The 24,892-nt window shown below is 67.6% G+C and carries 21 protein-coding genes; 6 read left to right on the plus strand and 15 right to left on the minus strand.

From position 1 onward, the window contains the following. Positions 1-53: 53 nt before the first annotated feature. The 3 genes from guaB to ACFO0G_RS02240 form a co-directional block, all read right to left on the minus strand. Complete coding sequence (gene guaB / locus ACFO0G_RS02230) at positions 54-1,565, minus strand: IMP dehydrogenase (RefSeq protein ID WP_376976293.1); 1,512 nt, start codon at positions 1,563-1,565, stop codon at positions 54-56. Between the two features lie 222 nt (positions 1,566-1,787). After that, positions 1,788-3,863 (minus strand): acyltransferase family protein, encoded by a 2,076-nt coding sequence (locus ACFO0G_RS02235; RefSeq protein ID WP_376976294.1) that lies wholly within the window; start codon positions 3,861-3,863, stop codon positions 1,788-1,790. Continuing rightward, complete coding sequence (locus ACFO0G_RS02240) at positions 3,863-5,932, minus strand: acyltransferase family protein (RefSeq protein WP_376976295.1); 2,070 nt, start codon at positions 5,930-5,932, stop codon at positions 3,863-3,865. The genes ACFO0G_RS02235 and ACFO0G_RS02240 overlap by 1 nt, the downstream gene beginning before the upstream one ends. A 116-nt stretch (positions 5,933-6,048) precedes the next feature. Between ACFO0G_RS02240 and ACFO0G_RS02245 the strand changes: the two genes are divergently transcribed. Next, on the plus strand, positions 6,049-7,017 hold the full coding sequence (locus ACFO0G_RS02245; RefSeq protein WP_376976296.1) for a DUF389 domain-containing protein: 969 nt from the start codon (positions 6,049-6,051) through the stop codon (positions 7,015-7,017). A 15-nt stretch (positions 7,018-7,032) separates the two neighbouring features. On the opposite strand, the gene ACFO0G_RS02250 is transcribed toward ACFO0G_RS02245, so the two are convergent. After that, complete coding sequence (locus ACFO0G_RS02250) at positions 7,033-8,556, minus strand: ATP-dependent DNA ligase (RefSeq protein WP_376976297.1); 1,524 nt, start codon at positions 8,554-8,556, stop codon at positions 7,033-7,035. 56 nt (positions 8,557-8,612) lie between these two features. On the opposite strand from ACFO0G_RS02250, the gene ACFO0G_RS02255 reads away from it, so the two are divergent. After that, positions 8,613-9,212 carry a dihydrofolate reductase family protein gene (locus ACFO0G_RS02255; RefSeq protein ID WP_376976298.1) on the plus strand — a complete coding sequence of 200 codons (600 nt, stop codon included), beginning with the start codon at positions 8,613-8,615 and terminating at the stop codon, positions 9,210-9,212. Between the two features lie 150 nt (positions 9,213-9,362). On the opposite strand, the gene groL is transcribed toward ACFO0G_RS02255, so the two are convergent. The 3 genes from groL to ACFO0G_RS02270 form a co-directional block, all read right to left on the minus strand. Further along, complete coding sequence (gene groL / locus ACFO0G_RS02260) at positions 9,363-10,973, minus strand: chaperonin GroEL (RefSeq protein ID WP_376976299.1); 1,611 nt, start codon at positions 10,971-10,973, stop codon at positions 9,363-9,365. Between the two features lie 78 nt (positions 10,974-11,051). Next, on the minus strand, positions 11,052-11,345 hold the full coding sequence (gene groES / locus ACFO0G_RS02265; RefSeq protein WP_003805290.1) for a co-chaperone GroES: 294 nt from the start codon (positions 11,343-11,345) through the stop codon (positions 11,052-11,054). A gap of 254 nt (positions 11,346-11,599) precedes the next feature. Further along, a complete protein-coding gene (locus ACFO0G_RS02270; RefSeq protein ID WP_376976300.1) occupies positions 11,600-11,980 on the minus strand; it encodes a hypothetical protein in 381 nt (126 codons plus the stop codon). A gap of 54 nt (positions 11,981-12,034) precedes the next feature. Here ACFO0G_RS02270 and ACFO0G_RS02275 point away from each other — a divergent pair, with 54 nt between their 5' ends. Next, complete coding sequence (locus tag ACFO0G_RS02275) at positions 12,035-13,291, plus strand: class I SAM-dependent methyltransferase (protein WP_376976301.1); 1,257 nt, start codon at positions 12,035-12,037, stop codon at positions 13,289-13,291. A 27-nt stretch (positions 13,292-13,318) separates the two neighbouring features. Here ACFO0G_RS02275 and ACFO0G_RS02280 read toward each other — a convergent pair whose 3' ends face one another. Next, positions 13,319-14,137: a shikimate 5-dehydrogenase gene (locus ACFO0G_RS02280; RefSeq protein WP_286398110.1), complete on the minus strand. Its 819-nt coding sequence runs from the start codon at positions 14,135-14,137 to the stop codon at positions 13,319-13,321. Between the two features lie 40 nt (positions 14,138-14,177). Next, positions 14,178-15,626 (minus strand): glycoside hydrolase family 3 N-terminal domain-containing protein, encoded by a 1,449-nt coding sequence (locus tag ACFO0G_RS02285; protein ID WP_286404510.1) that lies wholly within the window; start codon positions 15,624-15,626, stop codon positions 14,178-14,180. A gap of 376 nt (positions 15,627-16,002) precedes the next feature. On the opposite strand from ACFO0G_RS02285, the gene ACFO0G_RS02290 reads away from it, so the two are divergent. Then, positions 16,003-17,154: a glutamate--cysteine ligase gene (locus tag ACFO0G_RS02290; RefSeq protein ID WP_376976302.1), complete on the plus strand. Its 1,152-nt coding sequence runs from the start codon at positions 16,003-16,005 to the stop codon at positions 17,152-17,154. A gap of 162 nt (positions 17,155-17,316) precedes the next feature. Beyond that, a complete protein-coding gene (locus tag ACFO0G_RS02295) occupies positions 17,317-17,994 on the plus strand; it encodes a CPBP family intramembrane glutamic endopeptidase (RefSeq protein ID WP_376976303.1) in 678 nt (225 codons plus the stop codon). 77 nt (positions 17,995-18,071) lie between these two features. On the opposite strand, the gene tsaD is transcribed toward ACFO0G_RS02295, so the two are convergent. The 6 genes from tsaD to ACFO0G_RS02325 are packed head-to-tail and all read right to left on the minus strand — an operon-like array spanning position 18,072 to position 23,325. Continuing rightward, the gene (tsaD, locus tag ACFO0G_RS02300) at positions 18,072-19,163 is read right to left on the minus strand and encodes a tRNA (adenosine(37)-N6)-threonylcarbamoyltransferase complex transferase subunit TsaD (RefSeq protein WP_286398114.1); all 1,092 of its coding nucleotides are present in this window, start codon (positions 19,161-19,163) and stop codon (positions 18,072-18,074) included. Then, complete coding sequence (gene rimI / locus ACFO0G_RS02305) at positions 19,160-19,654, minus strand: ribosomal protein S18-alanine N-acetyltransferase (RefSeq protein ID WP_376976658.1); 495 nt, start codon at positions 19,652-19,654, stop codon at positions 19,160-19,162. Before rimI ends, tsaD begins: the two co-directional genes overlap by 4 nt. 20 nt (positions 19,655-19,674) lie before the next feature. Further along, positions 19,675-20,346: a tRNA (adenosine(37)-N6)-threonylcarbamoyltransferase complex dimerization subunit type 1 TsaB gene (gene tsaB, locus ACFO0G_RS02310; protein ID WP_286398116.1), complete on the minus strand. Its 672-nt coding sequence runs from the start codon at positions 20,344-20,346 to the stop codon at positions 19,675-19,677. After that, positions 20,340-20,942 (minus strand): tRNA (adenosine(37)-N6)-threonylcarbamoyltransferase complex ATPase subunit type 1 TsaE, encoded by a 603-nt coding sequence (gene tsaE, locus ACFO0G_RS02315; RefSeq protein WP_376976304.1) that lies wholly within the window; start codon positions 20,940-20,942, stop codon positions 20,340-20,342. Before tsaE ends, tsaB begins: the two co-directional genes overlap by 7 nt. Then, on the minus strand, positions 20,939-22,177 hold the full coding sequence (gene alr / locus ACFO0G_RS02320) for an alanine racemase (RefSeq protein ID WP_286398120.1): 1,239 nt from the start codon (positions 22,175-22,177) through the stop codon (positions 20,939-20,941). The genes tsaE and alr overlap by 4 nt, the downstream gene beginning before the upstream one ends. Before the next feature lie 56 nt (positions 22,178-22,233). After that, complete coding sequence (locus tag ACFO0G_RS02325) at positions 22,234-23,325, minus strand: carbohydrate kinase family protein (protein WP_376976305.1); 1,092 nt, start codon at positions 23,323-23,325, stop codon at positions 22,234-22,236. Between the two features lie 90 nt (positions 23,326-23,415). Between ACFO0G_RS02325 and ACFO0G_RS02330 the strand changes: the two genes are divergently transcribed. Then, on the plus strand, positions 23,416-24,855 hold the full coding sequence (locus ACFO0G_RS02330) for a family 4 glycosyl hydrolase (RefSeq protein ID WP_376976306.1): 1,440 nt from the start codon (positions 23,416-23,418) through the stop codon (positions 24,853-24,855). Positions 24,856-24,892: the final 37 nt, after the last annotated feature.

A 24,892-nucleotide genomic window follows, 5' to 3' on the forward strand; every position in this document is an offset into this window, starting at 1 on the left:
AGTAGCGCCAAAAAATTGGGATGGGCAGAAATGCCCATCCCAATCGGGGTTCTTTAGCGCGAGCCGTAGTTCGGCGCCTCGACGGTCATCTGGATATCGTGCGGGTGCGATTCCTTCAGCCCGGCAGAGGTGATCCGAACGAACTTGCCGCGGACCTTCAGTTCGGGAATGGTGGGCGCGCCGGTGTAGAACATGGTCTGGCGCAGGCCGCCGACCAGCTGGTAGGCCACGGAGGACAGCGGGCCGCGGTAGGCAACCCGGCCTTCGATGCCTTCTGGGATGAGCTTGTCATCGCCGGAGACATCGGCCTGGAAGTAACGGTCCTTGGAGTAGGAGGTGTTCTTGCCGCGCGACTGCATGGCGCCCAGGGAGCCCATGCCGCGGTAGGACTTGAACTGCTTGCCGTTGACGAAGATCAGCTCGCCCGGGGACTCGTCGCAACCGGCGAGCAGGGAACCGAGCATGACCGTGTCGGCTCCGGCAACGAGCGCCTTGCCGATATCGCCGGAGTACTGCAGGCCGCCGTCGGCGATCAGCGGCACGCCGGCCGGAATGGCGGCTTTGGCCGATTCGTAGATGGCGGTGATCTGCGGGACGCCCACGCCGGCAACCACGCGGGTAGTGCAGATGGATCCCGGGCCGACGCCCACCTTGATGCCGTCGGCACCGGCGTCGATCAACGCCTGTGCGCCCTCACGGGTGGCAGCCTGGCCGCCGATGATGTCCACGTGGGCCGCGGCGGGCTCCGACTTCAGGCGGTGGATCATGTCCAGCACGCCCTGGGAGTGGCCGTTGGCGGTGTCCACGAAGAGGGCGTCGACGCCGGCGTCCACCAGGGTCATGGCGCGCTCCCAGCCGTCCCCGAAGAAGCCAATGGCGGCACCGACCCGGAGCCGGCCTTCGTCATCCTTGGTGGCCAGCGGGTACTGCTCGGCCTTGGTGAAGTCCTTGGTGGTGATCAGGCCCTTGAGCCGGCCCTGGTCGTCCACGAGCGGGAGCTTTTCGATCTTGTTGGTGGCCAGCTTGTGCGAGGCTTCCTCGCGGCTGATGCCCACGTGCCCGGTGACCAGGGGCATCTTGGTCATGACGTCGCTGACCAGTCGCAGCGGGAAGTCGGACTCCGGGACGAAGCGGGTGTCGCGGTTGGTGACGATGCCCAGCAGGCGGTTGTCCTCGTCAACGACAGGCAGGCCGGACACGCGGTAGTGGGCGCAAAGATCGTCCAGTTCGCGCAGCGTCGCCTCGGGGCGGATGGTGAGCGGGTTGGTGATCATGCCGGACTCGCTCCGCTTGACCCGGTCAACCTGGTCCGCCTGGTCTGCAATGGACAGGTTGCGGTGCACCACGCCCAGGCCACCCTGGCGGGCCATGGCGATGGCCATGCGGGACTCCGTGACGGTGTCCATGGCGGCGGAGAGCAACGGAGTCTGCACGCTGATGCGCTTGGAGATCCGGGAGGAGGTGTCTGCCTCGGACGGGATGACGTCGGTGTGGCCCGGAAGGAGGAGGACGTCGTCGTAGGTCAGGCCAATGAAGCCAAAGGGGTCGTGTTCGGGCTCGGTCATGAGTGCGCCTCTTACCTTGGTTGCTGGGTCACGGGTAGGGGTTGCAGCCGATGACCAGCCCGTTATTACGGAACTGGCCTGTGCAGACGATCCTGCGGGAGCACCGTGCAACACGGCATTCCGGGGGCAGAAAGTGTTGAGTAAATATTAGAACCTCGGCGCCGATCCCCCTATTCCAGGCTCCGGATGTGAGCAACGGCACTTCCCGCGACTGGCCCGGGCTCAGCTCCAGCCCGTGGCCGCCAGCAGCCGCTGTTCGAACATGGGGATCATGGTCTCCACATACGTCCGGGTCAGGTGGTTGTCGTCCTTGTAGACGTAGACGTTTCCCACCACCGCCGGGCAGACGCCGCGGGCACAGATGAAGTCGCTCATGTCCATCAGGTGCAGCCCCGGCAGCTTGCCGCGGTAATTCTCCAGGGGCGACGGTTCCACCAGGGACTCAGCCAGCGCCGGATTGCAAGCCGGCGCAGTGGCACCGTGCCGCTGGGAGCACTGCGGCATGTTGAACGTGAACCGCGGGTTGTCCCGGATTCCCACCACCTCGATTCCCGCGTCGGCGAATGGCCGCACGCCTTCGAGGTATCCCGGCACTTCGGTTTCGAACGGAGCTTCCTCATGGGTCAGCGACGCCACCGTGAACACAGCATCCGGCATGTGCTCCAGGACGTAGGTGGAACTGGCGCGGTTGTAGGCGTTGCACTCGGCACTCCGCGCCTCCGATTCGGCACCAAACCGGCAGGCCGGCATCAGCAGTGTCACCAGTTCCCAGCCGCGGGCAGCAGCAACCGGGGCCAGCGCGGCGAGGTACTGCTGGGCATGGGAGTCGCCCAGCACCACGATGCGCTTGGAGGAAGGTTCCTCCGGGAGCTCCTGCCGGCAGCCTTCGAGAATTGGATCGCTGGTGGCGTTGGCGCCCGTGCAGGCTGAGTCGATGCCGGCCCAGTCGTTGTCCAGCGCGGTGGGCCCGGGGATGGTCCGGGCCCTGGGGGCGGGAGTGTTTTCGTTCTCCGGGGTGAGTGCCAGCGCCCCTGGCGTCAGCTCCCTCGGTTGTGCCGCCGTCGCGATTTCCTCCTTGCTGAGCGATGTCTGCCAGACGGCAACGGGCCCTGCCAGCAGGGCTCCACACGCAACAATAACGACGGCGGTGCGCCAGGCGCGGAGCTTGGGCCAGTGCCAGTCGCGCAGGGGCTTTTCGACAAAGCGGGTGGTCAGGATGGCGAGCACGATGGAGGCCGCGACGATGCCAAGGCCCTGCCTGAGGTTGGGCGCCTCTACTCCGGTGGCCGCAAGGGCCAGCACCAGGAGGGGCCAGTGCCACAGGTAGAGGGCGTAGGAGTTATCGCCCAGCGCGACGGCGGGCCGGCTGCTGAGGAGGCGGTCCACCCCGAACCTGCTGCCGTTCTGCCCCGCAACAATGATCGCGGCCGCCGACAACGTTGGCCACAGCGCCACGTACCCGGGGAAGGAGCGGTCAACGGTCAGGACCAGCCCGCAGGAAACCATGCCTGCCAGTCCGGCCCAGCCCAGCACCACCCGGAAGATGCGGCCGGGTTTCAGGTACGGCAGCACCAGGGCCAGCAACGACCCAAGCGCAAACTCCCATAGCCGGGCCCGGGTATCGAAGTAGGCGTAGGCCTGGTTGGTGGCGGTCTGCTCCATGGAATAGGCCAGGGACAGCACGAACACGGTCCCGAACACGGCGGCAAGCAGCCCGCGGTAGGTCAGCCCGCGCAGGCGGGGTACCTGGCGCAGCCCGGCCAGCGCAAAGGCCGCGGCGGCGAAGATCAGCGGCCACAGGATGAAGACCTGGCCCTGGATGGACAGCGACCAGAAGTGCTGCAACGGGCTGGCGCCCGCGTGGTCCTGCGCGTAGTAATCAACGGCGGCGTCTGCCAGCAGCCAGTTCTGGCGGTAGAGCAGGGACGCCCACGCCTGGTCGAGCACCTCCGGCCAGCGCCCCTGGGGCAGGATCAGCCAGGTGCCGGCCAGGACTCCGAGGATCACCACGACGACGGCGGGCAGCAGGCGCTTGAACAGGTGCAGCCAGTGCGCCAGGAGTCGGAAGGGCTTGCCTGACTCCGCCTTGCGGATGAAGGAGAGGGTGAGCAGGAAAGCTGAAATCAGGAGGAAAATGTCCACACCGCCGGACACGCGGCCCAGCCAGACGTGATAGGCCACCACCATCAGGACAGCCAGGGCGCGCAGGCCCTGGACTTCAGGGCGGAAGGAGGGCTTTCTGGGCTTCGAAGGCGCCGGGTCTGCTGAGGGGGCTTTGGTGCCTGCTGCCTGCGGCATCAGCCCGCCCAGCCCGCAGCTGCCAGCAGCCGCTTGGCGAACTCGTCCGCCATGCTGGCCGCATATTCGGCGCTTAGGTGGTTGTCGTCCAGGTACACATACACATTGCCCACCACGGCAGGGCACTCCGTCGGGGTGCAGATCCGGTCTGTCAGGTCCACCAGGGACAAGCCGGGCAGACGGGACATGTCCAAGGTCTCGAAGGGGCTGCTGGCCGGAAAATTGTTGCTGACCGGCGGGCGGCAGGCCTGGGCCTCGGCGCCTTCCCGCACCACGCATTCGGCCATGTTGAAGGAAAAACGGGGGTTGTCCCGGAGGGCAACAACCTGGATCCCCTGGCCCAGCCACCCGGAGACCATTTCCTCGAAACCGGGCGTCAGGGCCTCGGCAGGACTCGAGGGCGCCGCCGCAGTTCCCACCACGATGATGGCGTCGGGCTTCAGCCTGGTGATTTCCTTCTGGACGTCCGCATTGAAAGCGTCGCAGTCCGCGCTTCCTCCCAGGTCCCGCGGTGTGGCCTTGCAGGCGCCCTTCAGGATGGAGTACAAAAGCCAGTTCTTTTGGGCTGCCAACGGTTTGACGGCGCCGGACCACTGCTGCGCATGGCTGTCCCCCAGCACCAGGACGCGCTTGGATGGCTCACCTGCGGGGCGCTGTTCGAAGCACGATCCCTTCAGCAGGCGGCTCTCCGGGGCGATCTCCTCCGTACACGGTCCATCCAGGGATACCCAGTTCTTGGTGAGATCCGCCGCCAGCGGCAGGAGGGCCGCATCCGCGGCCGGTGTTCCGGCCGCGTAAGCGGTGTCAAGGACGCGGGAGCCGGGGTTGTTGGCGATCTTCTGCGCCTCCACCGCGCGGCGTTCCATCTCGAGCTGGAAGTTCCAGCCGGAGAGGGGCGCGGCTGCCACAGCCACAGCCAGCATGATGGCCAGGACCGCCCTGCGCTTCCGGACTTCCGGCCATTTCCATTCCCGCCAGGGCTTTTCGATGTAGCGCGTCGTCAGGTAGGCGAGCGCCAGGGCCACCAGGATAATGACTAAACCGGACAGCCAGCCCGCGTGGTCCTTCCCGCTCCAGGCGAGAGCGAGTACCAGGAGCGGCCAGTGCCACAGGTACAGGGCATAGGAGATGTCACCGAGCTTGACGAGTGGCTTGGCGGAGAGGACGCGGTCTATCCCTGCGGCGCTTTCCGTTTGGCCTGCCACGATGACCAAGGCCGCGGCGACGGTGGGCCACAGCGCGGCAATACCGGGGAAAGCCCCCTGCACATCAAGGACAATGCCGCACGCCAGCATGGCCAGGACGCCCACCCAGCCCATGATGACGCGGGTCCGGCGCCGGAAACGCAGGCCGGGGAGGATCAGGGCCACGAGCGTGCCCAAGGCGAATTCCCACAGCCGGGCGCCCGTGTCGAAGTAGGCCTGCACCTGGTTGGTGGCGGTGAAGATGATGGAGTAGCCCAGCGAACCGAGGAAGATGGCGAAGAAAATGTAGGCGAGCAGGGGACGGTAGGACAACCGGTAGCGGCGCGCCGTCCAGCCGGCCAGCGCGAAGATCAGGGGCCACAGGATGAAGACCTGCCCCTGGATGGACAGCGACCAAAAGTGCTGGAAGGGGCTGGCCACGCTGTGGTCGTTGGCGTAGTAGTCCACCGCGTCCCGCTGCAACAGCCGGTTCTCGGAATAGGACAGGGAGGCCCAGCCTTGCGCGATGAGGTCCAGCCACCGCGTCGGTGGAAGCACCAGGGCAGACACGGCCAGGGTTGCCACGATGACCGTGACGGCTGCCGGGAGGAGCCGGCGGAACAGGTGGAGCCAGTGTTTCGCCAAGGCGAAGGGCTGGTTCCGGTCATGGCGTCCAAGGAACTGGAGGGTCATCAGGAAGGCGGAAACGAAGAGGAAGACATCAACCCCGCCGGACACGCGCCCGAACCAGACGTGGTAGGTCACCACCATGAGGACAGCCAGTGACCGCAGGCCCTGGATCTCCGGCCGGAAAGACGGTTTCCGCTGTCTGGGGACAGCATGGGACCTGGGTTCGGGTGCCTTCGGGGTTTCCGTTATCGACACAAGAACCTCTCAAAATCCCGCCAGCCAAAGCAGCAAGCCTAGTCAACCCCGCTGGTAACAGCTAATCAACGCGCCCGTCCGGACTATGCTGGCCACAACCGGCGAAGGGAGCGGGCATGGTTGTCCAGCTGCGGATCTGTGTGCCCGGGGAGCTGTCCGCGGTGACGGTACAGACCTGCCGCGACCAGCGGGGCGTGGCGGAAGTCACGGTGGCCAAGGGGGTGGCTGTGGTGCCTCCCGGCGACGTGATCGAGGTTCTCATCGCCCGGGAGTCGGTGGAGGAACTGCTCGAAAAGCTGGAAATCCTGAAGATCCGGGACGCGGGCTCCATTGCCATGACCACGCCGGAATTCGTCCTTTCCAGGAAGGCAGACCGGGCGGAACGAGCCGCCCCGGGCGACGGGGCCGACGCGGTCATCTGGGACGACGTGACACGGCAAACCGGCGAGGATTCCCGCCTGACATGGAACTTCATCGCTTTCCTGGTCCTGGCCACCCAGCTCGCAGGAATTGGCATTGTGACCGATTCCCCGATTGCCATTGTCGGCGCCATGGCGGTGGGCCCCGAGTTCGGGCCGCTGGCCGCCCTGGCCGTGTCGCTGGCCACCCGGCAGTGGAAGCTTGGCCGGCGCGCCGCCGTCGCGTTGGGTGTCGGGTTCCCCGTTGCCATGCTGCTGGCAGCACTCACTGCGTGGCTTTCGGTGCCGCTGGGGCTGTTCCCGCGCGATGCCCTGGACAAGGGGTCGGCCGTCGAATTCATCTACCACCCCGGGCCGTATTCACTGATTGTCGCGGTGCTGGCCGGGATCGCGGGCATGCTGTCCATCATCGGCCGGCGTTCCGCCGCGCTGATCGGCGTCTTCATCTCCGTGACCACCGTGCCGGCGGCCGGGTACGTGGCGGTGGCCTTGGTGTTGGGCGAATACCAAAAGGCGGCAGGCTCCGCCCTGCAACTGCTGCTCAACCTCGTGGGCATCGTGGTGGCAGCCTTGGCAGTTCTGCTCTTTTACCGGGTGGTCGCCAGGCGCCTGCCGGACGGCGTGGCGCGCAGGCTGCAGCGCCAGCGAAGCGGAGCGCGCCGCTAGCCGCCGAGCTCTCCCCTATGGGCGCAGCAGGCCCCGCAGGGTCTGGATGGTGTCCGCTTCGGCCGGAACCTTGTCATCGCGGTAGCGCTTGACGCGCGCGAAACGGAGCGCGATTCCACCGGGGTAGCGCGGCGACTGCTGCACGCCGTCAATGGCAATTTCGACGACGGTGACAGGCTCCACCCAGACCGTCCCGGCAGTGCGCCGCACCTCAAGCTCCTGGAACCTTTCGGTCTGCCAGCGCAGCAGTTCATCGGTAAGGCCTTTGAAAGTCTTGCCCACCATGACGTAACCGCCGGGTTCACCGAACTCTCCAGCAGGGTCCAGGGCCCCCAAGTGCAGGTTGGACAGCATCCCAGTGCGCCTGCCGGACCCCCATTCGCAGGCCAGCACCACCAGGTCATAGGTCAGGACCGGCTTCACTTTCACCCAGTTCGATCCACGCCGGCCTGCCGCGTAGGCGGACCCGATCGCCTTCACCACAACACCCTCGTGGCCGGCGGCAAGCGCGTCCTGTGAGACACGTTCCGCAACCGCCGGGTCAGCCGTTACCTCCCCCGGGATCCGGTGGGCAGGGGCAATGCGCTCAAGCACCTCGATGCGGTCGGCCAACGGCTCGTCCAGCAGGTCCCTCCCATCGATGTGCAGCACATCGAAGAACCAGGGATGCAGGAGGGTTTCGCGCACTGCATCCGCGCCAAACCGTGCCATGGTTTCCTGGAAGGGCCGCGGGCCGCCTTCCTCATCGAGGGCCAGGGTCTCGCCGTCCAGAATTACGTGCCGCAGCGGCAGGCCACGGACCACTTCCACCACTTCGGGCAGCCGGTGGGTGACGTCGGCCAGGTTGCGGGTGTAAATGCTGACCCGGTCGTCCGCGCGGTGGACCTGGATGCGCGCGCCGTCGAGCTTGTATTCCACGGAGGCCTCCCCCGTGGTTTCCAGTGCTGCACTGGGACTGGCTGCGGTGGAAGCGAGCATGGGCAACACGGGGCGGCCCACCACCAGTCCGACGGCGTCAAGCTCGGCCTGGGTGCCAGTGATGGCCAGGAGGGCTGTTTCGCCGAGGTCTCCGGAGAGCATGGCGGCACGCCGGACGGCTTCCACGGGCTTCCCGGCAGCGCGGGCCACGGCATCAGTCAGGACTCCTTCCAGCGCACCGGTGCGCAGCTCGCCGAGCAGGACTCCGGTGATGAACGACTGTTCCGGCCCGGTGGCCGCCGACAACAGTTTCCGCAGGGTTGCTGTCCGCCCCGCCGCCGATCCCGTACCGCCCGCAGCGAGCAGGCCGTCCAGCGCCGCATCAAAGTCGGCCACCGTCAGGCTCGGCTCCACCGCGGGCTCCTCCTTTGCCGCTGCCACCGCGCTCCATCCCACGCCCACGCGGCCCTGGCGCGGTTTGGCAGTGAGCAGGCCCACCGCCGTCGGGATCTCGGCCGGCTCCAGGCGGCGCAGCAGGCCGGCCAAGGCGTCAACTTTCGCCAGCCGGGAGCGGGTCGACGCAACGGACGCGCTGGTTTCCACAAGCTCAAGGAGCAACATGGGACCATCCTGCCACGGCTCTGGACAGCCTTCCGAAGCTGCTCCACAATGGGCGCGTGGGGATCATTGTCGCGAATTTGTTCATCACCCTCGACGGCGTGTACCAGGCGCCCGGCGGCCGGGAAGAAGACACCGAAGGCGGCTTCGAATTCGGCGGCTGGCAGGCACCTGTGTCCGACGACGAAGCGGGCGCCGCAATTGCTGCCGGGATTAGCCGCATGGATGCCTTGCTTCTGGGCCGGGAGACCTACGACATCTTTTCGTCGTACTGGCCCCACCAGTCCGGTGACATCGCGGACACCCTCAACCGGGTGCCCAGGTTCGTCGTATCCAACACCCTGCACGATCCCACCTGGGCGGGCACCACTGTGCTGCCGGATGCCGCCGCCGCGGGACGGCTGCGGGAGGACTACGGGCAGGTGCACATGTTCGGCAGCGGGGTCCTTATCCGGTCCCTCCTGTCCGAAGGGGTGCTGGACCGCCTTCATCTCTGGCTTTATCCCGTCACGCTCGGACAGGGGAAGCGCCTCTTCGACGACGGCACTGTACCCACCACTTTCCGCCTGGCCGAGCCCGCAGGCAGCTTCCCCAAGGGCGCCGTGTCTTTGGTTTACGAGCCGGTGGGCGGAGTCGAAACGGCAGAGATGACGCCCTAGCCCCACGTCGTCCCCACCGTCCCTAGCCTCGCTACGCTCGGCCAGGGAACCCTGACGCCGTGGGCCCACCCACCGTCAGACATACAAAAAACCGGCCCAGCGGATGCTGGACCGGTTTCTTGTTGCAGCTGGTGCAGCTGGACTTAGCCGCTAGTGGCTGTGGCCTGCGTGCTCGTCCTCTTCGGCCGGCTTCTCCACGACCAGGGTCTCGGTGGTGAGAACCAGTGCGGCGATGGAGGCCGCGTTGCGGAGGGCTGCGCGGGTGACCTTGACGGGGTCGATTACGCCCGCGCCGATCAGGTCCTCGTACTCGCCGGACTTGGCGTTGAAGCCGTGGTTGATCTCGGCGTCGGCAACCTTGGCGGCGACAACGTAGCCGTCGAAGCCGGCGTTCTGGGCGATCCAGCGCAGCGGCTGGACCAGCGCGCGGCGGACGATGCCTACGGCTGCCGCGGCGTCGCCTTCCAGGGCCTTGACCGAGGCGTCCTCATCCAGTGCCTTGAGGGCGTGGACCAGGGCGGAGCCGCCACCGGAGACGATGCCTTCTTCAAGGGCAGCGCGGGTGGAGGACACGGCGTCCTCGATGCGGTGCTTCTTTTCCTTCAGCTCAACCTCGGTGGCCGCGCCGACCTTGATGACGCCGATGCCGCCGGCCAGCTTGGCCAGGCGCTCCTGGAGCTTTTCGCGGTCCCAGTCGGAGTCGGTGCGGGTCAGCTCGGCGCGCAGCTGGGCAACCCGTGCCGCTACGTCCTCGGCCGAACCGGCGCCGTCCACGATGGTGGTGTTGTCCTTGGTGACGGTGATGCGGCGGGCAGTACCCAGCACCTCCAGGCCAACGGAGTCCAGGCTCAGGCCCAGCTCCGGGGAGACAACCTGCGCGCCGGTGAGGGTGGCGATGTCCTGCAGCATGGCCTTGCGGCGGTCACCGAAGCCCGGAGCCTTGACGGCAACGACGTTCAGGGTGCCGCGGATGCGGTTGACGATCAGCGTGGACAGGGCCTCGCCCTCAACGTCTTCGGCAATGATGAACAGCGGCTTGGAGGCCTGCAGCGCCTTTTCGAGCAGCGGCAGGAATTCCTGGATAGAGGAGATCTTGCCCTGGTTGATCAGGATGAGTGCGTCCTCGAGGACAGCTTCCTGGCGCTCCGCGTCGGTGACGAAGTACGGGGACAGGTAGCCCTTGTCGAACTGCATGCCCTCGGTGAGGACCAGTTCGGTCTGCGTGGTGGAGGACTCTTCGATGGTGATGACGCCATCCTTGCCCACCTTGCCGAAGGCCTCGGCGAGGAGCTCGCCGATTTCGTCGCTCTGGGCGGAGATGGCGGCAACGTTTGCCACCTGGGTGCCTTCAACCGGCCGGGCGTTCTCCAGCAGGCGGGCAGCCACGGCTTCAACCGCAACTTCGATGCCGCGCTTGATCTGGCCGGGGGCAGCGCCGGCTGCAACGTTGCGCAGGCCTTCCTTGACCAGGGCCTGGGCCAGGACCGTGGCGGTGGTGGTGCCGTCGCCGGCAACGTCGTTGGTCTTGGTGGCTACTTCCTTGGCCAGCTGGGCGCCAAGGTTCTCGTAGGGATCGTCCAGTTCCACTTCGCGGGCGATGGTGACGCCGTCGTTCGTGATGGTGGGGGCGCCCCACTTCTTGTCCAGGACGACGTTGCGGCCGCGCGGGCCGAGCGTCACCTTGACGGTGTTCGCGAGCTTATCGATGCCGGCCTCAAGGGACCGGCGGGCAGCGTCATTAAACGCAAGCTGCTTTGCCATGGTTTTGTCCTTTCAAAGACAGAACCCCGCACTGCCGGCCAGCATGAGCATGGCCGGCGGCACGGGGATCCGGAAGAGTTACTTTACGACGATCGCCAGGACGTCGCGGGCGGAGAGCACAAGGTACTCGGTGCCGCCGGTCTTGACTTCGGTTCCGCCGTACTTGGAGTAGATGACAACGTCGCCAACGGCTACGTCAACGGGGACGCGGTTGCCGTCTTCGAAGCGGCCGGGGCCTACTGCGACAACTTCGCCTTCCTGCGGCTTCTCCTGTGCGGAGTCCGGGATGACCAGGCCGGAAGCCGTGGTCTGCTCGGCTTCGAGCGGGCGGACAACAATACGATCCTCAAGAGGCTTAATAGAGACCGACACTCGGACCTCTCCTTTTCGTCAGCAAATTCGTGGACTGGAAAGCTTTCCGCCGTAGCTGGCAAACCGTCGTCGCGGTGCCGGCAGCAGCCTGGCTGGCAGCTCTTCATGTGTTAGCACCCTCCTAGGGAGAGTGCTAATGAAGACTCTATGTAAGGGTTAGCACTCGGTCAAGGTGAGTGCCAACGTTTCGTCACGGGCGTACGCCATTAGCAGGACGTACGACGCCGGGTGGCGGGGCCGAAGCCGCAGCGCACCTACCGGCCCAGGTCGTCGAAGTCCACGTCTTCGCCGCCGTCGGAATCGCCGCCACCCTGCTTCCGGCCCCGATAGAGGAACCACCCGGATCCCGCTGCGGTGAGCAGCGCAATAACGAGGAAAACGATGCTCCCCGCCCGGGCGCCGTCGTACAGCCCGCGGATGTCCTTGGCCTCCTGGGTGTTGTCCTGGATGTCGTTGCCGCCCACGGAGTAGACGGTGGCGTTAAAGGTGTCCAGCAGGAAGATGATCACCAGCAGGGCGATGCAGACCACGGCCACCACGGCAGCGGCGATCAGCACGGGACGGGCGAACCTGGCCGGCCCGCTGTGGCGGGGCTCGTGGTCCGCGGTCTCTCCGGGGGCTGCGCTCTCATCCATGGTTTCAACAGTATCCGCATCCCGGCCGCGCGCTCCTCCACTACGCTGGAACCCATGGCTCACGCTCCCCAGGACCAGATTGCACAGGACCAGATCGCACCGCTGTTGACCCCCGAGGGCTGGGAGCTGCTGGCGTCCCTGGGCCCCTACCGGGACGAGGATTCGTTCGAGCTTAATTCCGCCCTCCGCAAGGCCGGGCACTCTCCCGAGCTCGTATCCGCCGTGCTCACGCAGTCCCGGCTGCGGACCCGGGCCGAGGCGAAATTCGGCGAGTTTGCCCGGCAGATGCTCTTCACCCAGGCCGGACTGGAGCAGGCCACGCGCCTGAATGTCGCCGCCCACCACGCACGCAGGTTCGCGGCTGCGGGGATCAACCACGTGGCGGACCTGGGCTGCGGCCTCGGCGCCGACTCACTGGCCCTGGCTTCCCTGGACATCAACGTCACCGCCGTCGAAATGGATGAAACCACCGCGGCCTGCGCCACAGTGAACCTCATCCCGTTCCCCAACGCCACGGTGGTCCACGCGGACGCGGCGGCGGTCCCGCTGGAAGGGATCGACGGCGTCTGGCTGGATCCGGCCCGCCGCGTCACCTCCACCTCCGGCACCAAACGGATCTGGGACCCCGAGGCGTTCTCGCCGCCGTTGTCCTTCGTGGAGTCGCTCGCCGCCGGGGGGAAGGCGGTGGGAGTGAAGATGGGCCCGGGCATGCCGCACGAATCCGTTCCCGCCGGGTGCGAGGCGCAATGGGTGTCGGTAGGCGGCGACGTCACCGAAGTGACCTTGTGGTTCAACGCCGTGCGCAGGCCCGGTGTCCGCCGCGCTGCCCTGGTCCTGGGTTCCCAAGGGCCGGCCGAGCTCACCAGCGGGGAGGACTTCGGCGCCGGCCCGACAGCGCCGGTGGGAGCCGTGGAGGGGTACCTGTACGAACCCGACGGCGCCGTGATCCGCGCCGGGTTGGTGGCGGACGTGGCGCTGGAACTCGGCGGACACTTGGTGGATGAGCACATCGCCTACATCTGCGCCCCGGAGCTCCTGGACACCCCCTTTGCCAGGGCCTACAAGGTCCTGCAGGTCATGCCCTACAACGTCAAAGCGCTGAAGGCGTGGGTGAAGCAGGAGGGAATCACCGTGCTGGACATCAAGAAACGCGGCACCGCGGTGACCCCGGAAGAGCTGCGGAAGCAGCTGCTGCCGGGCGGGAAGAACACCGGCGGCAAGGGCGGAGCCAGGAAGGGCGGCAAAACGGCCACCCTGGTCCTGACCCGCATCGGCGAGGACCGGGTGGCTATCGTGGTGGAACCCGTCTGACTGCCTGGCCGGGAGCCCCTCGCGCAGCTACTGGGCGCGCATGAATTCCTCGGCGGCCCGCACCTGCTCTCCCGTCGGCCTTACCCCCGTGTACAGGACGAACTGCTCCAGCGCCTGGATGGTGGCCACCTCCGCCCCGGTAATGACTGGCTTGCCGGCTGCCCTGGCAGCGCGGATCAGCGGCGTTTCGGCAGGCAGCGCCACCACGTCGAACACCACGCGGGCGGCCTCGATGGCTTCGGCAGGAAAAGCCAGGCTGTCCGCTTCCGCCCCTCCCGCCATGCCGATGGGGGTGACGTTGATGATCAGGTCGGCCGTCCCGCCGTCGAGCGCTGCACGCCACTGGAAGCCGTACTGGTCGGCGAGCGCACGCCCGGCGCCCTCGTTCCGGGCGATGACGGTGACGTCCTTGAAGCCGGCGTCCCGCAGGGCAGCGACCGTGGCCTTCGCCATCCCACCCGCGCCCTGGACCAGCACCGAATAGTCGGTGGGCACCGCATTGGCGGCCAGCAGCTGCTCGATGGCCGTGTAGTCGGTGTTGTACGCCTTGAGGTGCCCGTCCGTGTTCACGATGGTGTTCACGGAGTCGATGGCCTTGGCAGACGGATCCATCTCGTCCACCAGCGCGATGACGTCTTCCTTGTATGGCATGGAGATGGCGCAGCCGCGGATGCCCAGCCCGCGGACACCGGCGATGGCCTGCTCCAGGTTGGTGGGCGCGAACGCCTTGTAGATCCAGTTCAGGTCCAGCTGGCCATACAGGTGGTTGTGGAACCGGGTCCCGTTGTTGCTGGGCCGGGCCGAGAGCGAGATGCAAAGGGTCATGTCTTTATTCAGAATGGGCACCAGACCATTAAACCCGCGTTCGCCCGGCGCCGTGGTGCGGTCAGGGGCAGCCGGTTCCCGCAGGGAAGGGCCCGACGGCGGCGGGAAGCTTCCCAGGGGCGGGCGCCTTCCCAGCCAGGACGGCGGCCAGTGCATCGAAAGCGGCGTCCGTGTGCCCATAAAGAGCCAGCTTCACCGGCGCAGTGGAGCCCTGGAGCGGCCACGGGGCATCCAGGGCCACCGCGATGTCGCCCCCGGCCGGTTTTCCGCCGAAACCGATCAGGTTGACCAGCGGTCCCGAACCGGTCTTGACGCCGGCGCGGGCGGCTGCGGCTTCGAACCGCTCCCGGTCCCCCGGTCCCCCGCCGGCCACACGCACGGAGCCGGGCACCAGCGGTCCGGCGCAGGGGCCGGACACCACCGTGACGGCAGACGCCGACACCTGGGCCGACAAGGCGGCAGCACTTCCGGCCGGAGCACCGGCGCCCGGCGTTCCGGGAGCAGGCTTGGTCCGGGCATGCCAGATCATCATGGTGGCCACCCGCTGCGCTGCCTCATCCAGCCGGGCGGCGGGAAGGGTGCCCGCGGCGACGGCCTGGACGATGGCGGCATGGGCCTGTGCCACGTCCGCCGGCATCAGCAGCAGGTCGGCGCCGGCGGCGAGCGCCTTCACCGCGGCAGCCCCAGCCGGGTATTGGTTGTCCACCGCGCCCATGTTAAGGGCATCAGTCACGGCCACCCCCTTGAAGCCCAGCCCCCTCAGTGCCGCGTAACTCGGGGCAGAGAGCGACGACGGCACGCCGGGTTCCAGCGCAGGCACGGCGATGTGCCCGGTCATGATGATCGGCAGGCCTGCGCCCACGGCGGCCTGGAAGGGCTTCCAGTCCCGGGCCCTGAGAGCGTCGATGCCGGCCGGCTGCACGGGAAGGCTCAGATGCGAATCTGCAGTCACGGATCCGTGTCCCGGGAAGTGCTTGACGCTGGGAAGCACGCCGGCGTCCAGCATGCCCTGCGAAAAGGCCACGCCGTGGGTGGCCGCTGCCACGGGGTCGGCGGACATGGAGCGGGCCCCGATGGTGGGGTCGCTGGGACCGATGGTTACATCGGTGTCGGGGGCGAAGTCCAGATCGAAGCCCAGCGGGGCCAGCTCAGCCGCCAGTCCCTTGCCGCCTTTGCGCGTGAGGTCCGGGTTTCCGGCGGCACCGTAGCTCATGGGAGTGGGCCAGTCGGTAAGGGGCGCCCCGAGGCGTGCCACGGCACCGCCTTCCTGGTCCACCCCGATGATCCCCGGCCAGCGCCGGCCGTCGGCCGCAACAGCCTGCAGCAGCCGCTGGTTCACGGCTCCCATGGCGGCCACGTCGACGTTTCCCTGGCCGTCCAGCGGCACGTTGTCGCCCATGATGATGGACCCCGCAAGATGCAGGCGCTGGATGAGCGCGGCGTGGGCCTCCACCTGATTGCCCTTGAAGAACGGCAGCAGGACCTGGCCGGCCTTTTGCTCCGGCGACATCGCCGCCACGGCCGCCGCGGCGGCGTCCTGGTCCCGCTGCTCCGGTCCCCACCCCAAAGGCCGGGAACCCGGATCGGGTGACGGAGAAGCTGAAGGAGGTTCCGGCGTCGTACTTGCCGGTGCCGCTGGGGACGCCTCGGTGGGCGGCGCGGAGGACGACGGCGGGGCCGCGTTCGGGGATGGGGAACACGAGGCCAGGGCGAGGGCTGACAAGGCCAGGAGGAGGGGGAAGAATTTGGCAGGGCTGTGACGCAGGGGGAATGGTGCCATCAATAGGATGCTACCCCTGCCCTATAGACTTGAAACACCCGTTCGCCTGCCGGCAGCAGCCTGTGAGCGGCATCAGCCAGCGGCAAACCGGAGAGTAAGGAAACGTGTGAAGATCGACTTCGCGTCATCGAGGCAGTCGACCCTCGGTGTTGAGTGGGAGCTTGCCCTGGTGGACGGAAAGACGGGCGAGCTCGCCTCCGTGGCCAACCAGGTGCTCCGCGGCGTGGCCTCCCGCCACCCCGAGCTCAACGAAGACGACGAACATCCGCACATCAAGCAGGAGCTGCTGCTGAACACGGTGGAACTGGTCACGGGTATCTGCGAGACAGCGGCCGAGGCCAAGGAGGACCTCAGCCGGTCCGTCGCCGCTGTCCGCGAAATCACAGATCCCATGGGCGTGGAATTGTTCTGCGCCGGCAGCCATCCCTTCAGCCCGCCGCAGCTGCAGCCGGTCACCGACAAGGCGCGCTACGCCAAGCTCATTGACCGGACCCAGTGGTGGGGCCGGCAGATGGTCATTTACGGCGTCCATGTCCACGTGGGGCTGGACCGCCGGGACAAAGCCCTCCCCGTCCTGGACGGCCTGGTCAACTACTTTCCGCACTTCCAGGCGCTCTCCGCGTCCAGCCCGTTCTGGGGTGGCGAGGACACCGGATATGCGTCCCAGCGGGCCCTGATGTTCCAGCAGCTCCCCACCGCGGGCCTGCCGTTCCAGTTCAGGTCCTGGGAAGAGTACGAGTCCTACGTGCAGGACATGTTCACCACAGGCGTCATCGACACCATCTCGGAGATCCGGTGGGACATCCGGCCTGTTCCGGCCCTGGGCACCATTGAGATGCGCATCTGCGACGGCCTGGCCACGCTGGAGGAAGTGGGCGCCATCGCGGCGCTCACCCAGTGCCTGGTGGACGAGTTCTCCACCATCCTGGACAACGGCGGCACCATCCCCACCATGCCACCGTGGCACGTCCAGGAGAACAAGTGGCGTGCTGCCCGGTACGGCCTGGACGCCATCATCATCATCGACGCCGCAGGCCGCGAGCAGCTGGTCACCGACCACCTGCTGGAAACGCTGAACCGGCTGGAACCGGTGGCGGCCAAGCTGCGCTGCTCCGACGAGCTTGCCGATGTGGAGAAGATCGTCCGCCGCGGTGCCGGTTACCAGCGCCAACGCCGCGTGGCCGAGGAAAACGGCGGAAACCTGCAGGCCGTAGTGCTGGACCTGGTCAAGCAGATGCGCAACGGCCCCACCGCCTGACTTGCCCTATCAAATATGGCTCCCAAACCGCCGGTTTGGGAGCCATATCTGATAGAGCAACTGGTGTTTGAGGGGTTTGATGTGCCTTTGGGCCCTGCCCGGCCCCGCAGTACGGGGCAATTCTTCTTGTAGGCGTGTGAGTTCCTGCGGGAAGGAGGCTGGGTGTCCCCTACGGTTCCTGTGGGCAGCCGGACCGGCCGGCTCCTTCCCCTCATAGGCGTGCTGCTCGTGCTCTTCGCCGTGGCGGCGCTCTGGCCTTTGCTGGCTGCTGCCACGGAGCAGGCCCAGCCTCCGGTTCAGATCGCCGCCAGCCTTGCACCCTTCGTGGTTTCCTTCGGGTCCGTTGCCCTGGCAGGCCGGGCTGAGGGGATCAGGTTCGCCGCCGCCGTCGGGTTCTCCACGCGGCATACCGGGCTGCAGCTTCTGACTGCCCTTGCGCTCCTGGCCGTCACGCTGGCCGTGACCCTGGCCTTGGCTGCGCTGGGCTTCCACATGTTTGGCGAAGGCCAGACCGGATTGCTGCCCTTCCTGTACGCGGCACTGCGCAGCTTTCTGCTGGTGGGGTTTGGCGAGGAGTTCATTTGGCGCGGCTACGTCCTGGGCGCGCTGCGCCGGAACCTGCGCTCCGGGGCAACCGGCGTGCTGCTGTCCTCGGCGCTCTTCGGACTGTGGCATTACCCTGGCGGCCAGGACGTGCTTCAGGTCCTGGTAACCATGTTCTTCGGTGTGCTGTGGAGCGCTGCCCGGATGAAGATCCGGCACTGCTCAACGTTCGCCACCGGAACTGCCCATGGCCTGCACGACGTGGCGTTGCTTGTCATCGCCACTCTCACCGCCTGAGTTGCTCTATCAGATATGGCTCCTAAACCGCCGGTTTGGGAGCCATATCTGATGGAGCATCTGGCGGGTTGAAGGGCTCAGGCCGGAAGGGACACTGCGGTGACCGGCATCGACGAGTCCGGGGCGAACCCGATCCCGCTGGGCTCGACGCCCGCCATCACCAGCTGGGCACCGAGGGCGGCCACCATGGCGCCGTTGTCCGTGCAGAGGTCCAGCGGCGGAACATGCAGCCGGATGCCGGCGGAGGCGCAACGCTGCCCGGTGAGTTCCCGCAGGCGGGAGTTTGCGGCCACGCCGCCGCCCAGCAGGACGTCCTTGATGCCGTGCTCGCGGCAAGCCAGGACCGCCTTGGACGAAACCACGTCCACCACCGCCTCCTGGAACGCCGCCGCGATGTCTGCCACGGGGATCTCTTCCCCGCGCGCCTCGAACTGCTCCACGCACCGGGCTACCGCCGTCTTAAGCCCGCTGAAGGACCAGTCGTACCGGTGCGGCCCGGGCTCATCCGCCGTGCCCATGTACTTGGGCTGGGTGAGGCCGCGGGGAAAGCGGATCGCCTTCGGGTTGCCGCTGCGGGCCATTTTGTCGATGGCGGGTCCGCCCGGGTAGCCGAGCCCCAGGATGCGTGCCACTTTGTCGTATGCCTCGCCGGCGGCGTCGTCGATGGTGGAGCCGAGGAGTTCCACGTCGCTGGTGATGCTGTTGATCCGCAGGATTTCGGTGTGGCCGCCGGACACCAGCAGGGCCCCCAGGTTTTCCGGCAGCTCCTGCTTCCGGCCGCTCGCGCGGTCATCCAGGAGCCCCACGCCGACGTGCGCCACCAGGTGGTTGATCGCGAACAGGGGCTTTCCGGTGGCTACGGCGAGCGCCTTGGCAGCGCACACGCCCACCATCAACGCGCCGGCAAGCCCGGGTCCGGAGGTGACCGCGATGGCGTCCACTTCCTCCAGGCTCACCCCGGCGTCCGCCAGGGCCTGCTCGAGGGTGGGGACGAAGGCGTCCAGGTGCGCCCGGGAAGCGATCTCGGGGATGACCCCACCGAAGCGGACGTGCTCGTCCATGGAGGACGACACCGTGTTGGTCAAGAGTTCAGTGCCACGGACGAGGCCCACGCCGGTTTCGTCGCAGGACGATTCGATGCCCAGTACCAGGGGCTGCGTACGGTTCATGCCTGGCCTGCTTCCGTTGCTTCGTGGCCTTCGGGGTGCGGTGCGGTCAGCTGGAGGCGCATGATGAGGGCGTCCACGCCGTCGCGGTAATAGCGGGGCCGGATATGGATCTGTTCGAAGCCAAACCGCACATACAACTGCTGCGCCCGGGGATTGTCGGCACGGACTTCGAGCAGGACGTCGGCCGCGCCCCGCTGGCGGGCCTCGTCGATCAGGTGCGTGAGCAGCGTGCTGCCGATGCCGCGCCCCTCATAACCAGGGACGACGGCGATGGTTTGGACGTCCGCGATGGGCTCGATGCACATGAGGCCGGCGTACCCTACGATGCCGTCGCTGCCCTCCGCCACCAGGTAGTGGCGGGTCTCCGGCTGGGAGAGCTCGTCCAGGAACATTTGCACGGGCCAGGCGTCAATCGGGAAGAGCTTGTGTTCGAGAACGCCGACGGCGGGCACGTCGTCCAGGGTCATGTCGCGGATGGTGATTCCGGCCATGCGGGGGTCCGGGATGGTGGTCACAATGCCCGCTTCCGTGGTCCGGGAACCTGCGCGTCCGATTCGCGCAGGTAGAGGGGGGTGGAGTCCAGCAAGGTATGTCCGGAGGCGAGCCGCGCGAGGGCGAACTGGCCAAGGTACAGGGCGTCCGGCTGCTCGCCGGCGAACTCGGGGTGGGCCTGGAGCGTCTCGGCGTAGAGCCCGGCACCTGCACCGAAGGCTGGCAGGTCCGGCAGGTCTGCCGCGAACCCGACGTGCGGGCCGTCCTCCAGTTGGGGCAACTGGGCATCACTTAGGCTGTAGCGGGCCCAGTAGACCTCCTTGCGGCGGGCGTCCGTGACCACCAGGAACTCGGAAGGCGCCGCCGTGGACTCGGCAACTTCAAGGGCCACGGCGTCCAGGCTCATCACGCCGTGCAGGGGCTTGCCCCAGACGAATGCCAGGGTGCGCGCCGTGGCAATGCCCGAACGCAGCCCAGTGAAGGGGCCGGGCCCCACGCCCACCACGATGGCGTCGACGTCCTGCCCCTTGACTCCCGCCTCGGACAGCATGGTGTGGATGCCCGGGGCGAGCACCTCCGCGTGGCTGCGGGTGTCCTCCGTGGCGAAGCTTGCCACCACGCTTTCCGGGGCATCGTCCGACACCAGCGCGGCGCTGGCCACGGCCGACGTATCAATGGCGAGGATCAGCACGGGTTGCTCCCTTCCGGGCTTCCGAGTTCGGGAGCGGTTTCCCACCGGGGCCCATAGCCGCGCATCACGATAGTGCGGGGTTCGTCAGTGTCCTCGCCGTCGAAGTCCAGGTTCACGGAGGTTCCCGGCCGGGTGGTCCCCAGCCCGATGCCACCCAGTCCGATGGCACGGTGCAGGTCGATCTCCAGCCGGCTCTCGCTCAGGTGTTCCACCCGTTCGTGCCCCCACTCCACCACCGTGACGGAGGAGTCCATGGTGTTTTCAAGGTCGATGTCATCGATCTCCGCGGCCGAGCCCAGCCGGTACGCATCCACGTGGACCAAGTCCGGGCCGCCGGGACGCGGACCGCCCGGCAGGTTGGGATGGATCCGGACCAGGACGAAGGTGGGCGAGATGATGCCCGGGCGAACCCCCAGGCCCTCGCCCAGCCCCTGCGTGAAGGTGGTCTTCCCGGCACCAAGCTCGCCGGAGAGCACCAGCAGGTCCCCGGCCCGCAGCACCCCCGCCAAGCGGGTACCGAACGCGTGGGTCTGTTCCGCCGTCGTCGCCGTAAACGTCTTTTCCCAGTTGGCCGCCAACTGCCCGGGCGCGCTCATGCGGCTCCTGCCTTGCCGGGCACGCCCGCCAGGCCCTGGCTGTTGTCCGCCGGCTGGTCCTCGTTGATAAAACGGCGGGGAACGCGTGGGCTGATCCGCGTCACCACCTCGTAGTTGATGGTTCCGGCGGCGCGCGCCCAGTCGTCAGCCGTGGGCCCACCGTCCGCGCCGCTACCGAACAGTTCCGCTTCGGTGCCCTGCAGGCCGGCTCCAGAAGTTTCCGGCCCCAGGTCAATAACCATCTGGTCCATGGCGATCCGCCCCACCACGGGGTAGGTCTTGCCGGCGATGCGGACGGGACCGCCGGTGGCGACGCGGGGAACGCCGTCGGCATAACCCATCGGAATGAGCGCGAGGGTGCTGGCTTCCCTGGTGCGGTAGTGCAGCCCGTAGGAGACGCCCTGCCCCGCGGGAACGGCCTTGCACTGCGACACCAAGGTGCGCAGGGTCATGGCCGGGCGGAGGCCCAGCTCAGCGGACGTGGTCCCATCGAACGGCGAAAGCCCGTAAATGCCCAGGCCAACGCGCACCAGGTCGAAGTGGGTGTCCGGCCGGGACAACGTGGCCGGGGTGTTGGCCAGGTGCCGGACCTCAAGGTCCACGCCCGCATCCTCGGCGATAGCGAGCGCCTCACGGAAGGCTGCCACTTGCTGGTCTGTTTCGGGCCGCTCCGGTTCGTCGGCGACGGCCAGGTGGGAGAAGATGCCCACCACGCGCAGCAGTCCCTGGTCCTGGTATTCCACGGCCTCCCCCACCAGCCGGTCCCAGGTCTCAGGGGTGGCGCCGTTGCGGCCAAGCCCGGTGTCCACCTTCAGGTGGATGCGGGCGGGGCGTTCCTGCTCACGTGCCGCGGCAACGATGCGTTCCAGCTCCCAGCCGGAGCAGCCGATGTCGACGCCGGCAGCCACGGCCGCGCCAAAGTTACTGTCCGTGGTGTGCAGCCAGGCGAGCAGCGGCGCATCGATGCCGGCGGCACGCAGCGCGAGGGCCTCGGAAATGTGGGCCACGCCAAGCCAGGAGGCGCCTGCCTGCAGGGCTGCGCGGGCCACTGGAACGGCACCATGCCCGTACGCATCGGCCTTGACGACCGCCATGACTTTTGCGGGGGAAGCAGCGGCGGCAAGCCGGCGGACGTTGTGCCGGATGGCGTCCAGGTCGATTACGGCGGACCGCTCATGGCGGGGGTCCGGCCCGGAGGCAGCACTGAATTCACCGGTTGTTGCGGGGTAGGTCACCTAATTGATTCTAGTGCGGGCACTTCGCGCCGAATAATCAGGGCCTCCAGCATCACTCAGGCATCCGAGAGGTGCGCGATGGTGGCTGAGGCCCGGCGCTGGGCAGCCAACGGCACGTCCTCGATGATGTCCGCCAGGAACCCGAAGCGCCGCAGCCACTGGCTGGTCTGCCGTTCGGGCCGGGCGTTGGCGCGTTTCCACCAGTCGGCGATGTCCCCCCAGCCCGGTGCTGCCAGGGATCCGCCCACCTCCTGCACGGCCAGCGATGCGCACAGGTTGGCAAACCGCAGCCTGTCCCCCAGTGGCCACCCTGCGAGGGTGCCCACGATGAATGCGGCGTCAAAACAGTCGCCGGCTCCCGTGGGGTCGTGGGCCTTGACCGGCAGGGACGGCACCCATTCCTCCTCACCCGTTTCCGAGTCCACCGCCATGGCGCCCTGCGCTCCGAGGGTAACCACGGCCACGGGTACGCGGTCAGCCAGTGCGTAGAGGGCGTTCCACGGGTTGTCCTTGCCGGTGAAGGCCATGGCCTCGCGTTGGTTGGGCAGGAAGGCGTAAAAGTACTGCAGGTTGTCCAGCCGCACCGGCGCCCACTCACCGCTGGGGTCCCATCCCACGTCCCCGAACAGCTTCACTCCGGCCGAATGCGCGGCCCGGGCCCACGGTTCCATCTCCAGGCCCACCTCGGCTATGCCGGCGAGCGTGTTGGGCGGGTCTCCGATCAGTTCGGAGTTTGTCACCGGGGCGGAGTGCCCGTGGGTCACCAGGGAGCGGTCCTGGTCCACGCAGAGGGACACGGTGACGGGCGAGTGCCAGCCCGGGACGCGGCGGGACAGGCTCAGGTCCACATGCTCCTGCCCGGAGAGGATCTTCCAGTTGAAGTCCCCGTAGCCGTCGTCCCCAAATGCAGCCGCTAGACCGGTGCGCAGCCCCAGCCTGGCCGCGGCGATGGCCTGGTTCGCCACCCCGCCGGGGCAGCTGCCCATGCCGTCGCTCCAGATTTCGGTGCCCGGTTCGGGCCCGTGCGGCAGTCCGGTGAAGATGATGTCCTGGAAAACGGTCCCGGCGAGCAGGAGGTCGAACCCCGGCTCGGCGTGCGATCGGACGGCAGCCAGCGGATCGAAGGGGCGGGCTGGCATCGCGTCCATAGTGCGCAGGATACGCCGCACCGCCGTGCTGCGGTAGGGCCTTTGGAACGGCCTGGACACGGTGTCAGAGGCCGGTCCTAGACTTCATGCATGCGGCTGATGATTGCCGGCGGCGGGGGTTTCCGGGTGCCGCTGATATACCGGGCTTTGGTGGCCGGGCCCTTTTCCGGTCTGGTCACCGAGCTGGTGCTGTACGACGTCGATCCCGCCCGGCTGCAGGCAGTCACCTCGGTGCTGCAGAGCATGCCCGCGAGCCAGGGTGCGCGGCTTCCCGTGCGTGCCGCGGCCGATCTTGCCTCCGCCCTTGACGGTACCGACATGGTATTCGCGGCGATCCGCCCGGGCGGCACGGCAGGGCGGGTCGCCGATGAGAAAGCTGCCCAGGACCTTGGGCTGCTGGGGCAGGAAACCACCGGCGCCGGCGGGATTTCCTACGCCCTCCGGACCATTCCGCACATGCTTGTCCTTGCCCGGCTGATGCGGGAGCGCTGCCCGGACGCCTGGCTGATCAACTTCACTAACCCGGCCGGCATGGTTACGGAGGCGCTCCTCCCTGTCCTGGGCAACCGGGTCGTGGGGATCTGCGACTCGGCGGGCGGTCTGGTGCAGCGGGCCGCGCGTGCTGCGGGCGTCCCCTTGTCTAAGGATCGGCTCGACGGCGTGGGCTACTACGGGCTGAACCACTTGGGCTGGCTGTACCGGCTGGAGTCCGGCGGGAGGGATGTGCTGCCTGGCCTGTTGGCAGACGCCGCTGCCCTGCAGTCGTTCGAGGAGGGCAGGCTCTTTCCGCAGCCGTTCCTGGCCGCACTGGGGCTGCTGCCCAACGAGTACCTGTATTACTACTACCAGCAGGGCACCGCCCGGCGGGCGATGCAGGCCATGGCGCAGACCCGCGGTGAAACCATCCACAGCCAGCAGCAGGAGCTGTATCCGCGTCTGGCCGCGGCAGGGCCTGATGCCTACCGGCTGTGGGAGGAGGCCCGGCGGTCGCGGGAGGAGGGGTACCTGGCCGAGGCACGGCGTGACGGCGAACGCCGGACCGAGGAGGACCTTGCCGGTGGCGGGTATGAGCGGGTGGCGCTGGCTGCCATGCGTGCTCTGGCCGGTGGCGGGGAGGCCCAGCTGATCCTGAACACCCGGAACGCACTGCCTCCCTTGGCTAATCCGGAAACGCGGGCACCCGAACCGACCCCGGCCGGCCCAGGCCCTTCCCAACCCGCCATTCCCGGCCTTCCCGCGGACGCCGTCGTCGAAGTCCCCTGCACTGTCACCAGCGCGGGCGCCGTCCCGCTGCCGCAGCAGATGCCCGCCGGCGCGCAGCTCGAGCTGCTTCAGCGGGTCAAGGAGGTGGAGCGGTCCACGGTCCGGGCCGCCACAACCGGGGACCGTGCCGCGGCCCTCGCGGCCTTCGCCCGGCATCCGCTGGTGGATTCGTCGGACCTGGCCGCCAGGCTCCTGGCCGGCTACGAACAGGAATTTCCGGATCTGGGGAAGATGTGGGAGGGCGGTGGGCGTTACGGGAAGGAGTAGTGTTTTACCGAATGCGCACTGAACCGGCTCCGCTCAC

It is taken from the genome of Arthrobacter sedimenti, assembly GCF_042652025.1.
GTDB lineage: Bacteria > Actinomycetota > Actinomycetes > Actinomycetales > Micrococcaceae > Arthrobacter > Arthrobacter sedimenti.